Source organism: Pseudomonas sp. JC1203 (assembly GCF_056175065.1).
In genome coordinates, this window is record NZ_JBWCAM010000005.1 from 187,150 (window position 1) to 200,296 (window position 13,147).

Annotated in this window: 12 protein-coding genes; 3 read left to right on the forward strand and 9 right to left on the reverse strand. The window is 61.0% G+C overall.

The features are described 5' to 3' along the window. Window positions 1-169: 169 nt before the first annotated feature. The 6 genes from AC0SZ7_RS10060 to mnmA form a co-directional block, all read right to left on the reverse strand. Window positions 170-922 (reverse strand): secretin N-terminal domain-containing protein, encoded by a 753-nt coding sequence (locus AC0SZ7_RS10060; protein WP_475504257.1) that lies wholly within the window; start codon window positions 920-922, stop codon window positions 170-172. A gap of 151 nt (window positions 923-1,073) precedes the next feature. Continuing rightward, on the reverse strand, window positions 1,074-1,496 hold the full coding sequence (locus AC0SZ7_RS10065) for a GNAT family N-acetyltransferase (protein WP_475504258.1): 423 nt from the start codon (window positions 1,494-1,496) through the stop codon (window positions 1,074-1,076). Further along, window positions 1,489-2,655, reverse strand: a complete 1,167-nt coding sequence (locus tag AC0SZ7_RS10070) for a ribosomal protein uL16 3-hydroxylase (RefSeq protein ID WP_475504259.1) — start codon at window positions 2,653-2,655, stop codon at window positions 1,489-1,491. The genes AC0SZ7_RS10065 and AC0SZ7_RS10070 overlap by 8 nt, the downstream gene beginning before the upstream one ends. Before the next feature lie 84 nt (window positions 2,656-2,739). Then, on the reverse strand, window positions 2,740-4,110 hold the full coding sequence (gene purB, locus AC0SZ7_RS10075) for an adenylosuccinate lyase (RefSeq protein ID WP_475504260.1): 1,371 nt from the start codon (window positions 4,108-4,110) through the stop codon (window positions 2,740-2,742). Between the two features lie 106 nt (window positions 4,111-4,216). Then, the gene (hflD, locus tag AC0SZ7_RS10080; protein ID WP_475504261.1) at window positions 4,217-4,837 is read right to left on the reverse strand and encodes a high frequency lysogenization protein HflD; all 621 of its coding nucleotides are present in this window, start codon (window positions 4,835-4,837) and stop codon (window positions 4,217-4,219) included. Beyond that, entirely contained in the window at window positions 4,834-5,964 is a 1,131-nt protein-coding gene (gene mnmA, locus AC0SZ7_RS10085; RefSeq protein ID WP_475504262.1) for a tRNA 2-thiouridine(34) synthase MnmA, read from the reverse strand. The genes hflD and mnmA overlap by 4 nt, the downstream gene beginning before the upstream one ends. Window positions 5,965-6,251: 287 nt before the next feature. On the opposite strand from mnmA, the gene AC0SZ7_RS10090 reads away from it, so the two are divergent. Continuing rightward, complete coding sequence (locus AC0SZ7_RS10090) at window positions 6,252-7,592, forward strand: hypothetical protein (protein ID WP_475504263.1); 1,341 nt, start codon at window positions 6,252-6,254, stop codon at window positions 7,590-7,592. Window positions 7,593-7,760: 168 nt separating this feature from the next. Here AC0SZ7_RS10090 and AC0SZ7_RS10095 read toward each other — a convergent pair whose 3' ends face one another. Together AC0SZ7_RS10095 and AC0SZ7_RS10100 are read right to left on the reverse strand one after the other, a co-directional pair. Then, on the reverse strand, window positions 7,761-8,204 hold the full coding sequence (locus tag AC0SZ7_RS10095) for an NUDIX hydrolase (RefSeq protein ID WP_475504264.1): 444 nt from the start codon (window positions 8,202-8,204) through the stop codon (window positions 7,761-7,763). 67 nt (window positions 8,205-8,271) lie between these two features. Further along, complete coding sequence (locus AC0SZ7_RS10100) at window positions 8,272-10,500, reverse strand: NADP-dependent isocitrate dehydrogenase (protein ID WP_475504265.1); 2,229 nt, start codon at window positions 10,498-10,500, stop codon at window positions 8,272-8,274. Window positions 10,501-10,876: 376 nt separating this feature from the next. Between AC0SZ7_RS10100 and icd the strand changes: the two genes are divergently transcribed. Further along, window positions 10,877-12,133, forward strand: a complete 1,257-nt coding sequence (gene icd / locus AC0SZ7_RS10105) for an NADP-dependent isocitrate dehydrogenase (RefSeq protein WP_475504266.1) — start codon at window positions 10,877-10,879, stop codon at window positions 12,131-12,133. 140 nt (window positions 12,134-12,273) lie between these two features. Here icd and cspD read toward each other — a convergent pair whose 3' ends face one another. Continuing rightward, window positions 12,274-12,534: a cold shock domain-containing protein CspD gene (gene cspD / locus AC0SZ7_RS10110; RefSeq protein ID WP_475504267.1), complete on the reverse strand. Its 261-nt coding sequence runs from the start codon at window positions 12,532-12,534 to the stop codon at window positions 12,274-12,276. Between the two features lie 228 nt (window positions 12,535-12,762). On the opposite strand from cspD, the gene clpS reads away from it, so the two are divergent. Continuing rightward, window positions 12,763-13,131 carry an ATP-dependent Clp protease adapter ClpS gene (clpS, locus tag AC0SZ7_RS10115; RefSeq protein WP_475504268.1) on the forward strand — a complete coding sequence of 123 codons (369 nt, stop codon included), beginning with the start codon at window positions 12,763-12,765 and terminating at the stop codon, window positions 13,129-13,131. Window positions 13,132-13,147 lie beyond the last annotated feature (16 nt).

The window sequence follows — 13,147 nt, forward strand, 5'->3', positions numbered from 1 at the left end:
CTGATTAGCGGGAGCGAGGCCATCATGCCAAGAGCAAATTGTGTCGTCAAATGTTTTGTAGTGGTTTTTTTCTATCACTACATCTTTGGTCGTAGGCGACTTGGCAGTCAGTTTTCGAGGGGTGGGTCGACGACCGGTGGGGCGATTTTACGACCCGCAAGTCATGATTTCAGTCCAGTGGATCCACTTTTACCCGCAAGGTCATGTCACTGCGGCCCTGTGTGGACCAATTTCGCGTGTAGCCACTGTTATTCGCGGTACTTTGCTCATTGGTACCGGCCAAGGTGATCCATTCGCCCAGGCGCCCGCTGACCTGTGTGTCGGTGCTTTGCACGTTCACTACATCCTGACGCTCCTGGCTCATGCGGTCATTATTGGTGCTGATGCTCAGGTGCACGGTCTCGCCGGTGACGCTAGCGGTCACGTAGAAACCCTGGGTGACGTTGCGGTATTGGGTCTGGGTCTGCAGGCCGCCGTAGCTGTCGCTCTGGGCGGTGGTGAAGGGTACGCTCTGGCCTACCTGGATCAGCGCCGGCGTGCCTTCGGTGGCCTGCACCTGCTGGGTGCCGCCGGTGCGGTTGGTGGTGCCGTAGTTGATGATGCGGGTGTTGTTGTTATTGACCGTATAGCCGCCGCGGTCGCCTTCGTTGCTGTCGCTGGTGTCGACGCTGATCAGTAGCCGCCGGGCGGCCACGTCCAATTGGGTGATGAGTGCGCGCAGCTGCTGGATCTTGTCCGGGTCGGCGTTGACGATCAATTGGTTGCCGTAGGCGCTGACCTTGCCGTCATGGCCGATGAAGTTCTGCGCCACGGGCAGCAGGTCACCGCTGGTGCGGTTGTTCAGCTGGACGATTTCGGTGGCGGCGCTGGCAGTGAACGAGGCGAGCAGGGCGCAGGTGGCAAGCAGGGGGCGTAACGGCATGTCCGGAGTCTCCATCATTGGAGAGGACATTATGGCAGAAGGGCGGAACGCAAATCCGTGACGCGACGCAGGTCCCGTAGCAGCGGCCGAAAGGCCGCGTCACAGGCGTTGCGGCCGGACGCAGCCTTCGGCAGCTGCTACGGGAGGTGTCTTAGCTATAGCGAACCATATCCACGTGCGGGATGCCCGCTTCGAGGAACTCTTCGCTTACCACCTTGAAGCCGTGGCGCTCGTAGAACGCCGTGGCGTGCACCTGGGCGCTCAGGCTTTGCTGCTTGAGGTCGAGGTTCTCGGCCTGGGTAATGGCGGCCTGCAGCAGGGCGTCGCCCACTTTCAGCCCGCGCCAGTCCTTGAGCACCGACACCCGGCCAATCTGGCCATCGGGCAGCAGGCGGGCGGTACCGATAGGGTAGTCGCCCTCGCAGGCCAGGAAGTGCACGGCGTCGACGTCATCGGCGTCGAACTCCAGCTCCGGTGGTACCGATTGCTCGGCAATGAACACGGCCTCGCGGATACGTCGAATGTCGGCGATGTCCTTGTGCCAATCAGCCACGCGTACGCGAATCTTATTCATCGGCAAACCCCAGACTTCCTTGTTTGACCAGCTCGCAGATCAGTGTACGACCTTGCTCGTCAATCATCCATGGGCCCAGGTTTTCGATGTGCAGGGCGTCGGCCGCGCAGATCAGCTTCAGCAGCTCGCGCATCTCGCCCGGCAGCAGGCGGCTCTGGCCGCTGGCGAACAGCAGCAGGTCGTCGCCCACTTCCGACCAGGCCAGGCGCGCGCTCGGGTTGCGGATCAGGATGGCGCCGTCTTCCAGGCCGCCCAGCAGGTCGTCTTCGGCAAGCTCTTCACCGGCAACCAGCTCCGGGTAGCGTGGCTCGGTCATGAACTGGCCGAACCAGGTCAGCAGCAGGCGCTCGTCGTTCATGTGCTCGTTGAGCAGCTTCTTCAAACGGTCCAGGGCGTCGTGCTGGATTTGCGTCGGGTCGTTGACAGGTGTCGCGTCGGCGTCGGTGTAGCGCTCTTCGTCCGGCATGAACTGGGTGAGGAAGTCGGTGAAGTGGGTCAGCACTTCGGCGGCGCTCGGCGCGCGGAAACCGACCGAGTAGGTCATGCAGTCGTCCACGGCGATGCCGTAGTGGGCCAGGCGCGGCGGCAGGTAGAGCATGTCGCCGGGCTCCAGCACCCATTCGTCGGTCTGCTGGAAATCGGCCAGGATGCGCAGGTCGGCGTGGTCGATCAGCGGGCTGTCGGAATCGCACATCTGGCCGATTTTCCAGTTGCGCTTGCCATGGCCCTGCAGCAGGAACACGTCGTAGTTGTCGAAGTGCGCGCCCACGCTGCCACCGGGGGCGGCGTAGCTGATCATCACGTCGTCGATGCGCCAGCTTGGCAGGAAGCGGAACGGCTGCAGCAGTTCGGCCACTTCCGGCACGAACTGGTCGACGGCCTGCACCAGCAGGGTCCAGTCGCGCTCGGGCAGTTGGCTGAAGGCGTCATCCTCGAACGGGCCGCGGCGCATTTCCCACGGGCGTTCGCCGTTTTCGATGACGATGCGCGACTCGACTTCTTCTTCCAGGGCCAGGCCAGCCAGCTCATCGGGGCTGATCGGGTTTTCGAAATCGGTGAACGCCTGACGGATCAGCAGGGGCTTTTTCTGCCAGTAATCACGCAGGAATTCACGTGCAGTCAGGCCACCCAGCAGTTGCAGAGGAGTATCAGGATTCATGTGTAACCTATTGAATGAGAGCGCTTTTAAGTCACGAATAAAAACGCCCGGCTGAGCCGGGCGTCGTAGCGACGGGGCGGAGCGTCAGATGCGCTTGGCCTGGGCCGCGGCGTTACCGATGTAGGAAGCTGGAGTCAGCTTCTTCAGTTCAGCGCGGGCTTCGGCTGGCATGTCCAGGCCGTCGATGAAAGTTTGCAGCGCGTCAGGGGTGATGCCCTTGCCGCGGGTCAACTCTTTCAGTTTTTCATACGGGTTTTCGATGTTGTAGCGGCGCATCACGGTCTGGATCGGCTCGGCCAGGACTTCCCAGCAGGCGTCCAGGTCTTGTGCGATGCGGACTTCGTTCAGTTCCAGCTTGCTGATGCCCTTCAGGGTCGCCTCGTAGGCGATGACGCTGTGGGCGAAACCGACGCCCAGGTTGCGCAGCACGGTGGAGTCGGTCAGGTCACGCTGCCAGCGCGAAACTGGCAGTTTGCTGGCCAGGTGCTGGAACAGGGCGTTGGCGATACCCAGGTTGCCTTCGGAGTTTTCGAAGTCGATCGGGTTGACCTTGTGCGGCATGGTCGAAGAGCCGATTTCGCCAGCGATGGTGCGCTGCTTGAAGTAACCCAGGGAGATGTAGCCCCAGATATCGCGGTCGAAGTCGATCAGGATGGTGTTGAAGCGCGCGATGGCGTCGAACAGCTCGGCGATGTAGTCGTGCGGCTCGATCTGGGTGGTGTAGGGGTTGAAGCCCAGGCCCAGTTCGTCTTCGATGAAGGCGCGCGCGTTGGCTTCCCAGTCGATGTCGGCGTAGGCCGACAGGTGGGCGTTGTAGTTGCCCACGGCGCCGTTGATCTTGCCCAGCAGCGGCACGGCGGCTACCTGGGCGATCTGGCGCTCCAGACGGTAGACGACGTTTGCCAGTTCCTTGCCCAGGGTGGTCGGGGATGCCGGCTGGCCGTGGGTGCGCGACAGCATCGGCACGTCGGCGAAGCGGTGGGCCAGTTCGCGGATGTTCTCGGCGATCTGGCGCATCAGCGGCAGCAGCACGGTGTCACGGCCTTCGCGCAGCATCAGGGCGTGGGACAGGTTGTTGATGTCCTCGCTGGTGCAGGCAAAGTGGATGAACTCGCTGACCTTGGCCAGTTCCGGCAGCTTGGCAGCCTGTTCTTTCAACAGGTACTCGATGGCCTTGACGTCGTGGTTGGTGGTGCGTTCGATCTCTTTCACGCGCTCGGCGTGTTCGAGGGCGAAATCATCGGCCAGGGCGTCGAGGATAGCGTTGGCTTCGGCGGAGAACGCCGGCACTTCGCTGATTTGCGGGTGGGCGGCCAGGCGCTGGAGCCAGCGCACCTCAACCAGGGCGCGGAAACGGATCAGGCCGTATTCGCTGAAAATAGGGCGCAGGGCCTGGGTTTTGCCGGCGTAGCGGCCGTCAACAGGGGAAACCGCAGTGAGCGAAGAAAGCTGCATGGGGTGTTCTCGGACAGTCGGGCAACGAAATGGGGCGCGTATCATACATGAAAATTCATTGCAGGTCGGCAGCCCAGCGCCGACCGCGCCCGTGAGGTGACGAGCGTTAACCGCGCATCATCGGATACAGTTCTTTGAGCAGCTTGCGCCGGCTGAATACCAGTTGCCAGCGGTGGCCGCCCAATTGCCGCCATAAACGCGCCGAACGGATGCCGGCCAGCAGCAATGCGCGTATTTTCGCGGCATTGTTGGGCTGCTGCAGGTTGCGCATGTCGCCCTGCACCTGGATCCGCTGGCGCAGGGTGCTCAGGGTGTCCTGATACAGCGCACCACTGGCGGCGATAACGTTCTCGTGGGTAATGCCAAAATGTTCTACCTGCGACTGGATCTGCGGCAACCGCCGGCCAATCACGTCCAGCAGGTCGTCACGCTTGCCCAGTTGACGCTCCAGGTTGAGCATCGACAGGGCGTAGCGCAGCGGTTCACGTTGCAGGCTGGCCGGGTCGCGCTCAAGCGCGCTGACCAGGGCGCGGTAGCCGTCGCGCAGGTTCAGGTCGTCGCCGCCGAACACCTCCAGGGTGTCCTTGGGGTCGCGAATCAGCAGGCTGCCGAGCATGCAGCCCATGGCGGCCTCGGTGCTCTGGCCGGTCTTGGCGATGCGGTCTACCAGCACGGCGGCCTGGAAGACCGCGCCCAGGGCAATCAATTGCTCCTGAATGGGGTTCATGCAGCGGCGCCTTTGCTGGTCCACGGCTGGGCCACTTCAATGACGCCGCCACCCAGGCAGATCTCGCCGTCGTAGAACACCACGGACTGGCCGGGGGTAACGGCGCGCTGCGGGTCGTCGAACACCGCGCGGTAGCCGCTGGCGGTCTTTTCCAACGTGCAGGGCTGGTCGCACTGGCGGTAGCGCACCTTGGCGGTCAGGCGGCGCGGGCTGCTCAGGTCGATGGGGTTCACCCACCAGATTTCCGAAGCCAGCAGGGCGCGGGAGAACAGCCACGGGTGGTCGTTGCCCTGGCCGACTACCAGCACGTTGCGTTCCAGGTCCTTTTCCAGCACGTACCACGGCTCGTCGCTGGCGTCCTTCAGGCCGCCAATGCCCAGGCCCTGGCGCTGGCCAATGGTGTGGTACATCAGGCCGTGGTGACGGCCGATCACTTCACCTTCGGTGTTCTGGATCTCGCCTGGCTGCGCCGGCAGGTACTGCTTGAGGAAGTCGCTGAAGCGGCGCTCGCCAATGAAGCAGATACCGGTGGAATCCTTCTTCTTGGCGGTGGCCAGGCCGTGTTTCTCGGCGATGGCGCGCACTTCCGGTTTTTCCAGCTCGCCCACCGGGAACAGGGTGCGGGCGATCTGTTCGCCGCCCACCGCGTGCAGGAAGTAGCTCTGGTCCTTGTTCGGGTCCAGGCCCTTGAGCAGCTCGGTACGGCCATCGATGTCACGACGGCGCACGTAGTGGCCGGTGGCGATCAGGTCGGCACCCAGCGACAGCGCGTAGTCCAGGAAAGCCTTGAACTTGATTTCGCGGTTGCAGAGGATGTCGGGGTTCGGCGTGCGGCCGGCCTTGTACTCTTCCAGGAAATGTTCGAAGACGTTGTCCCAGTATTCGGCGGCGAAGTTGGCCGTATGCAGCTTGATGCCGATACGGTCGCACACGGCCTGGGCGTCGGCCAGGTCTTCGCGGGCGGTGCAGTATTCGGTGCCGTCGTCTTCTTCCCAGTTCTTCATGAACAGGCCTTCCACCTGGTACCCCTGTTCGAGCAGCAGGAGGGCGGACACGGAAGAATCAACGCCGCCGGACATGCCGACGATGACGCGCTGGGTTTCAGGGGCAGCAGCTGAATCACGCATAGGAATTGAGTGTGTGTCTGGGAAAAGCACGGGATTCTACCACCAAGCGCCCGGTATGTCTGGGAATACGTGGCGGCCCGGACGCGGCCTGGCGGCCGCTGCTACAACCATCGGCCCTGTAGCAGCTGCCGAAGGCGGCGTCCATGACGACACCTCAGTTGCGGAACAGGAACAGGCTGTTGCCCTAGGTTATGGGGGTGGTGGCTTATGGCTAGTTGTATTTCTGTCAGTATCCAGGCAAGCACGCGCGGATATTTACTCACGGTTCAACGATAAGGAGAAACACCATGAGTAATCAAACCCGAGCAGGTCACCTGGATCCGTCGTTCAACGAGGGCAAGTTGCTCGACCTGCAATTTCCAGGCTTCGAGGGTGTTCAAAGCGGCGGGCTGGTGACAGATCGCAATGAAATCATCTACGTGTCGGGAAGCCGATACCCCACTAAAGATCAAATTTGGATGTCGCAGTACTTCATCGTGGCATTGAATGCCCAGGGTGGTCGGCATGCCAGTTTCGGCAACAATGGCTTGATAGGCGGAGCCTTCTTCAAATCTTACGAGCCGGACGTGTTCGTGAGTAGCACGGGCAGCGCATTGCACTATTGGGAGGGAGACAGCCCTGCAGAAGATCGGCTTTACGTGTTCGGCCGCTATACCTACAAGCAGGGTGAGGGCCCGGCAGCCGCTTATCCTGCCGTGGCGTGCCATCTGATGAATGGGGAGCTGGATGTAGCGTTTGGTACCGAAGGCATTTGCATTTTTTCCGGGCTTGGGCGTGATAGCGAACCTTCCCTTGCCTTGGATGAGTCAATGTTGCCCCAAGCCAGGGGTAGTGATAGCCGGGAACTGCCGCATTCCTACTATTCCCAGCGCTGGACGCAGTTTGAGGGGCGTTTTTATATTCAGGGAATGTCTTACGACCGTAAGATTTTGCTCATGGTGATTGATCGTCAGGGTGTCATCGACTGGAATTTTGGCACGGACGGTGTCCAGGTGGTCAAGCGGGAGGGACTCGACTTTTATCCCGCAAATATTCTGGTGAATGCCGACGGTATTTATCTGACGGGAGATACGCAACGGGCGGGCACTACAACTCGATCCACTTCTGCGCGGCTGGGGCATGACGGCGAGTTGGACCCGTCCTATGGGGTGGGAGGTTTCAAGGATTTTGATATGGGAACCCTCTCAAGCATTCTCGATGGCGTGACCAAGCTCTCGGATGATTTTTTTGTGGCGGCCGGCTGGCGCGAGGATGGTCCGATGCTGTTGAGCTATGACAAGGAAGGTGAGCTCAATTCCAGCTTCAATAATGGGAGCCCATTGGTGATAGAGGGTGGAGATTGGCAGTGGCACAATGTCGCGGTCGATGGGCACGCCATAACTGCTATTGGCGCCAAGTATGTGGCTGGGGACCGCTGGGGTTTTGTCGGACGTTTCCTGCTTGACGGTCAGCTGGACCTTGAGTTTGCAGACGGCGCCGGCTGGCGTCTGATTGATGAGTTGCCTTCGCAAACAGCCGCCGATAAGCTCATCGTGAGGTCAGATCGAAGTATTGTGTTCCTGGGTGATGGGACTGATCCGACGGGGGAGTCGGGTATGGGTATTCTGGGCGTGCTGGCGGGGCAATAACCCTTCCTGGGTACCGCCCTCAACAACGAAGCCCCGGCACATGACCGGGGCTTCCTTGTTGAGGGGCAGCTTGCTTCAGTGATGCGATCGCGCTGTTCAAGGTGATACGTGGTGGCCCGGACGCGGCCTGGCGGCCGCTGCTACAGGTATGGGTGCCATGACGACAGCTCAGTTGCGGATCAGGGACAGGCTGTGCAGCGGCTGATCCAGGTAATCATCAATGCACTGCAACAACAACTCGCTGCGCCAGCGCGGCTTCTGCTCGATGATTTCATCGCGGGTCAACCACTGCGGCCCGATGATGCCGTGGTCCAGCTTGCGCTCCGGGTCGTGGTGCAGCGGCTTGCCGGCAAAGCACACCCGCTGGTAGGTCACGCCGTTGCTGGGCGCCGTATACAAATAAATGCCAATGACGCCGGTCAACTCGACGTCGTAGCCGGTTTCTTCCAGGGTTTCGCGGATGGCCGCCTCTATCAGGCTTTCATCGGGTTCCAGGTGGCCGGCGGGCTGGTTGAGCACGGCGCGGCCGCCCTTGAGTTCTTCGACCAGCAGGAAACGGCCGTTGTCCTCGATGACGGTGGCGACGGTGACGTGGGGGATCCAGGGGCGCATCATTGTTCTCCTGTAGAAAGCACGAAGCCCCGGCACATGACCGGGGCTTCGTGTACTGCGGGCTAGCTTACTTCAGCGACGCGATTGCGGCGTTCAAGGTAGCGCTTGGGCGCATGACCTTGGCAGCCAGCTCGGCGTTGGCGTGGTAGTAGCCAGCGATGTCGACCGGCTTGCCTTGCACGGCGTTCAGTTCGGCGACGATGGTCGCTTCCTGTTCGGTCAGTGCGGCGGCCAGCGGGGCGAAGCGCGCTTGCAGGGTAGCGTCTTCGGTCTGGGCGGCCAGGGCTTGTGCCCAGTACAGCGCCAGGTAGAAGTGGCTGCCGCGGTTGTCGATGTTGCCGACTTTGCGCGATGGCGACTTGTTGTTGTCCAGGAACTGGCCGGTGGCCTGGTCCAGGGTGGCAGCCAGGACCTTGGCCTTGGCGTTGTCGGTGGTCACGCCCAGGTGTTCCAGGGAAGCGGCCAGGGCCAGGAATTCACCCAGCGAGTCCCAGCGCAGGAAGTTCTCTTCCACCAGTTGCTGCACGTGTTTCGGAGCCGAACCGCCGGCGCCGGTTTCGAACAGGCCACCGCCGTTCATCAGTGGCACGATGGACAGCATCTTGGCGCTGGTGCCCAGTTCCATGATCGGGAACAGGTCGGTCAGGTAGTCGCGCAGCACGTTGCCGGTCACCGAGATGGTGTCCTGGCCCTTGCGGATGCGCTCCAGGGAGAACTTCATGGCGTCGACCGGGGACATGATGCGGATGTCCAGGCCCGAGGTGTCGTGGTCTTTCAGGTAGACCTGGACTTTCTCGATCATCACGCCGTCGTGGGCGCGCGCCGGGTCCAGCCAGAAGATGGCCGGGGTGTTGGAGGCGCGGGCACGGTTGACGGCCAGTTTGACCCAATCCTGGATCGGCGCGTCCTTGGTCTGGCACATGCGGAAGATGTCGCCCGCTTCGACTTTCTGTTCCAGCAGGGTGCGGCCCTTGCCATCGACCACGCGCACGGTGCCGTCGGTCTTGATGTGGAAGGTCTTGTCGTGCGAACCGTACTCTTCGGCTTTCTGCGCCATCAGGCCAACGTTTGGCACGCTGCCCATGGTGGTCGGATCGAAGGCGCCGTGCTTCTTGCAGTCTTCGATGGTGGCCTGGTAGATGGTGGCGTAGCAACGGTCCGGGATCACCGCCTTGGTGTCCTGCAGGTTGCCTTCGGCGTTCCACATCTTGCCCGAGTCACGGATCATGGCCGGCATCGAGGCGTCGACGATCACGTCGCTCGGCACGTGCAGGTTGGTGATGCCCTTGTCGGAGTTGACCATGGCCAGCGCCGGACGGGTGGCGTATACGGCTTGCACGTCGGCTTCGATCTGCGCTTTCTGCTCGGCAGGCAGCGACTGGATGCGGGCGTACAGGTCGCCGATGCCGTTGTTCAGGTTGAAACCAACCTGCTCAAGCACGGTGGCGTGCTTGGCCAGTGCTTCTTTATAGAACTCGGCGACTACCTGGCCGAACATGATCGGGTCGGAAACCTTCATCATGGTGGCTTTCAGGTGCAGCGACAGCAGCACGCCCTTGGCCTTGGCGTCTTCGATTTCAGCGGCGATGAAGGCGCGCAGGGCCTTTTTGCTCATCACGGCGCAGTCGATGATCTCGCCGGCTTTTACCGAAGTCTTTTCCTTCAGGACGGTGGTGGAACCGTCGGCGGCCAGCAGTTCGATGCGCACGGCGTCAGCGGTTTCGATCAGTGCGGCTTTTTCGCTGCCGTAGAAGTCGCCGTTGCTCATGTGGGCCACGTGGGACTTGGAGTCGGCAGCCCAGGCGCCCATCTTGTGCGGGTGCTTGCGAGCGTAGTTCTTCACCGACAGCGGCGCGCGGCGGTCGGAGTTGCCTTCGCGCAGTACCGGGTTCACGGCGCTGCCCTTGATTTTGTCGTAACGCGACTTGGCTTCTTTCTCGGCGTCGGTGGCCGGGTTTTCCGGGTAGTCCGGAATGTTGAAGCCCTGAGCCTGCAGCTCGACGATCGCGGCTTTCAGCTGGGGAACCGAGGCGCTGATGTTCGGCAGCTTGATGATGTTGGCTTCCGGCGTGGTGGCCAGGGTGCCCAGCTCGGCGAGGTCGTCAGCGATGACCTGGTCGGCTTTCAGTTGCTCAGGGAAGCTCGACAGGATGCGGCCGGCCAGGGAGATGTCCCGGGTTTCCACGGCAATATCAGCCGAGGCGGTGAAGGCCTCTACGATAGGGAGCAGGGAATAGGTGGCGAGGGCCGGAGCTTCGTCGGTGAAGGTGTAGATGATCTTTGAGCGGGTGGGCATATTCGGATTAACTCTCTTCTTTGCTAAGCGTGCACAGAATCTCGAGATGCGCAGGGTAGGCGCTTTCGTCCAATGTGATCAATGAGCCGAAAGTCGAGGATTCGTCGCGATGATGTGGGGTGCATCAGTAGAGCGTCAAGCGACCGAGTTGCGGTACAACCAGGTCTTTTCAAGCGTTTTCAAAGGCTTGGTGTCTGGTTGCAGACGCCTCGGCCCCCGGTGACTCGATGGTCACTGCGACAGTATACCACTGGTGATGGGCGATAAATGATGCTCTTCGGCAGATTCACCTCGCAAACAGGTGGTTGCGGTCTAGGGCAGGTGGGTTACGCTCAGGGATAGCCAGGATGTTCAACCCACAAAAACGGAGTCCAGCATGGGATACCAGAAGATTCAGGTACCAGGCGTTGGCGAAAAGATTACCGTCAATGCAGACCATTCTCTCAACGTTCCTGACCAACCGATCATTCCGTACATTGAAGGCGATGGCATCGGCGTGGACGTCACGCCCGTCATGATCAAGGTGGTGGACGCCGCAGTGGCCAAGGCCTACGGCGGCAAGCGCAAGATTTCGTGGATGGAAGTGTACGCGGGTGAGAAGGCCACCCAGGTCTATGACCAGGACACCTGGCTGCCCCAGGAGACCCTGGACGCCGTGAAAGACTACGTGGTGTCCATCAAGGGCCCGCTGACCACGCCGGTGGGGGGGGGCATCCGCTCGCTGAACGTGGCCCTGCGCCAGCAACTCGACCTTTATGTATGCCTGCGCCCCGTGGTGTGGTTCGAAGGCGTGCCCAGCCCGGTGAAAAAGCCTGGCGACGTGGACATGGTGATCTTCCGCGAGAACTCCGAGGACATCTACGCTGGCATCGAGTGGAAGGCCGGCTCGCCGGAAGCGCAGAAAGTCATCAAGTTCCTCAAGGAGGAGATGGGTGTCACCAAGATCCGCTTCGACCAGGACTGCGGCATCGGCATCAAGCCGGTGTCCAAGGAAGGCACCCAGCGCCTGGTGCGCAAGGCCCTGCAGTATGTAGTGGATAACGACCGCAAGTCGCTGACCCTGGTGCACAAGGGCAATATCATGAAATTCACCGAGGGCGCCTTCAAGGACTGGGGCTACGAAATTGCCCGCGACGAGTTCGGCGCCACCTTGCTCAACGGTGGCCCCTGGATGCAGTTCAAGAACCCGAAAACCGGGCGCAACGTCGTCGTCAAGGACGCCATTGCCGACGCCATGTTGCAGCAGATCCTGCTGCGGCCGGCCGAATACGACGTGATCGCCACCCTCAACCTCAACGGTGACTACCTGTCCGACGCCCTGGCGGCGGAAGTGGGCGGCATCGGCATTGCCCCCGGCGCCAACCTGTCCGACACCGTGGCCATGTTCGAGGCTACCCACGGTACCGCGCCCAAGTACGCGGGCAAGGACCAGGTCAACCCGGGTTCGGTGATTCTGTCGGCGGAAATGATGCTGCGCCACCTGGGCTGGACCGAGGCGGCAGACCTGATCATCAAGGGCACCAACGGCGCCATCGGCGCCAAGACCGTGACCTATGACTTCGAGCGGCTGATGGACGGCGCCACGCTGGTGTCCAGTTCAGGCTTCGGCGAGGCGCTGATCAAGCATATGTAACTGCAGGCAACAAAAAAACCGGCCGTCCTGGCCGGTTTTTCTCGCCCTCAATAGAAAACCCCCGTGTGGGTGCTGCCTTGCCTGCGCGCTTTTGGGGGCCCCCCAAAGCTCGCTGGCAAGCCAGCTCCCACAGGTGTCAGTCAGGCAGTGATGGTCTGCTGCACAGCCTGCGGGGCGGCGTGCTGGGCGGGGCTGTCGGTGGCAGCGGAAATGTCGACGGCGTGCAGGCCCTTGGGGCCCTGGATGATTTCGAATTTGACAGGCTGGCCGGCCTTGAGGGTCTTGTAGCCATCCATCTTGATGGCCGAGTAGTGGGCGAACAGGTCTTCGCTTTTGCCCTCTTCAACGATGAAGCCATAGCCCTTGGCGTTGTTGAACCACTTGACCTTACCGTTTGCCATGCTCATATCCCTCTGCAAAGGACTCCATCTCTGGAGTATCATCCACTTCATCCGGCATTCGGACCGATCAAAAAATTTGGTTGACTGCGCGGACCTTTATTCCCCAATGTGGGTTCTATTGTTTGTAACACCGTTTTGCCGATAGTCAAGGTCATGCGGCGGCCGAGCTTACAGTCGGTCACAAGGTCAACACACAACCCTATTCGCTCAACCATGAACCTTCTTTCCATGCATGCATTCAGCCAGATTCGACTAACATTCAATCAGGATCGCCCGGAATCGCATGAGGACGATTCCGCAGGCGCAGGCCTGGCCGTAGAAGAGGCCAAGCCGGCGTTGAAGGCGCCACCCATGTATAAGGTGGTTTTGTTTAACGATGACTACACACCGATGGATTTCGTCGTCGAAGTGCTCGAGGTGTTTTTCAACCTTAATCGCGAGCTGGCGACCAAGGTCATGCTCGCCGTCCACACGGAAGGGCGAGCCGTATGTGGATTGTTCACCCGCGACATCGCCGAGACAAAGGCCATGCAGGTCAATCAGTACGCCAGGGAAAGCCAGCATCCGCTACTCTGTGAAATCGAGAAGGACGGTTAATCGCCGACCACTTGGG

What these genes read in the sequence shown, in the direction of transcription:
- AC0SZ7_RS10060 (WP_475504257.1), bottom strand. Translation starts at nt 922, where the DNA reads ATGCCGTTACGCCCCCTGCTTGCCACCTGCGCCCTGCTCGCCTCGTTC.
- AC0SZ7_RS10065 (WP_475504258.1), bottom strand. Translation starts at nt 1,496, where the DNA reads ATGAATAAGATTCGCGTACGCGTGGCTGATTGGCACAAGGACATCGCC.
- AC0SZ7_RS10070 (WP_475504259.1), bottom strand. Translation starts at nt 2,655, where the DNA reads ATGAATCCTGATACTCCTCTGCAACTGCTGGGTGGCCTGACTGCACGT.
- purB (WP_475504260.1), bottom strand. Translation starts at nt 4,110, where the DNA reads ATGCAGCTTTCTTCGCTCACTGCGGTTTCCCCTGTTGACGGCCGCTAC.
- hflD (WP_475504261.1), bottom strand. Translation starts at nt 4,837, where the DNA reads ATGAACCCCATTCAGGAGCAATTGATTGCCCTGGGCGCGGTCTTCCAG.
- mnmA (WP_475504262.1), bottom strand. Translation starts at nt 5,964, where the DNA reads ATGCGTGATTCAGCTGCTGCCCCTGAAACCCAGCGCGTCATCGTCGGC.
- AC0SZ7_RS10090 (WP_475504263.1), top strand. Translation starts at nt 6,252, where the DNA reads ATGAGTAATCAAACCCGAGCAGGTCACCTGGATCCGTCGTTCAACGAG.
- AC0SZ7_RS10095 (WP_475504264.1), bottom strand. Translation starts at nt 8,204, where the DNA reads ATGCGCCCCTGGATCCCCCACGTCACCGTCGCCACCGTCATCGAGGAC.
- AC0SZ7_RS10100 (WP_475504265.1), bottom strand. Translation starts at nt 10,500, where the DNA reads ATGCCCACCCGCTCAAAGATCATCTACACCTTCACCGACGAAGCTCCG.
- icd (WP_475504266.1), top strand. Translation starts at nt 10,877, where the DNA reads ATGGGATACCAGAAGATTCAGGTACCAGGCGTTGGCGAAAAGATTACC.
- cspD (WP_475504267.1), bottom strand. Translation starts at nt 12,534, where the DNA reads ATGGCAAACGGTAAGGTCAAGTGGTTCAACAACGCCAAGGGCTATGGC.
- clpS (WP_475504268.1), top strand. Translation starts at nt 12,763, where the DNA reads ATGCATGCATTCAGCCAGATTCGACTAACATTCAATCAGGATCGCCCG.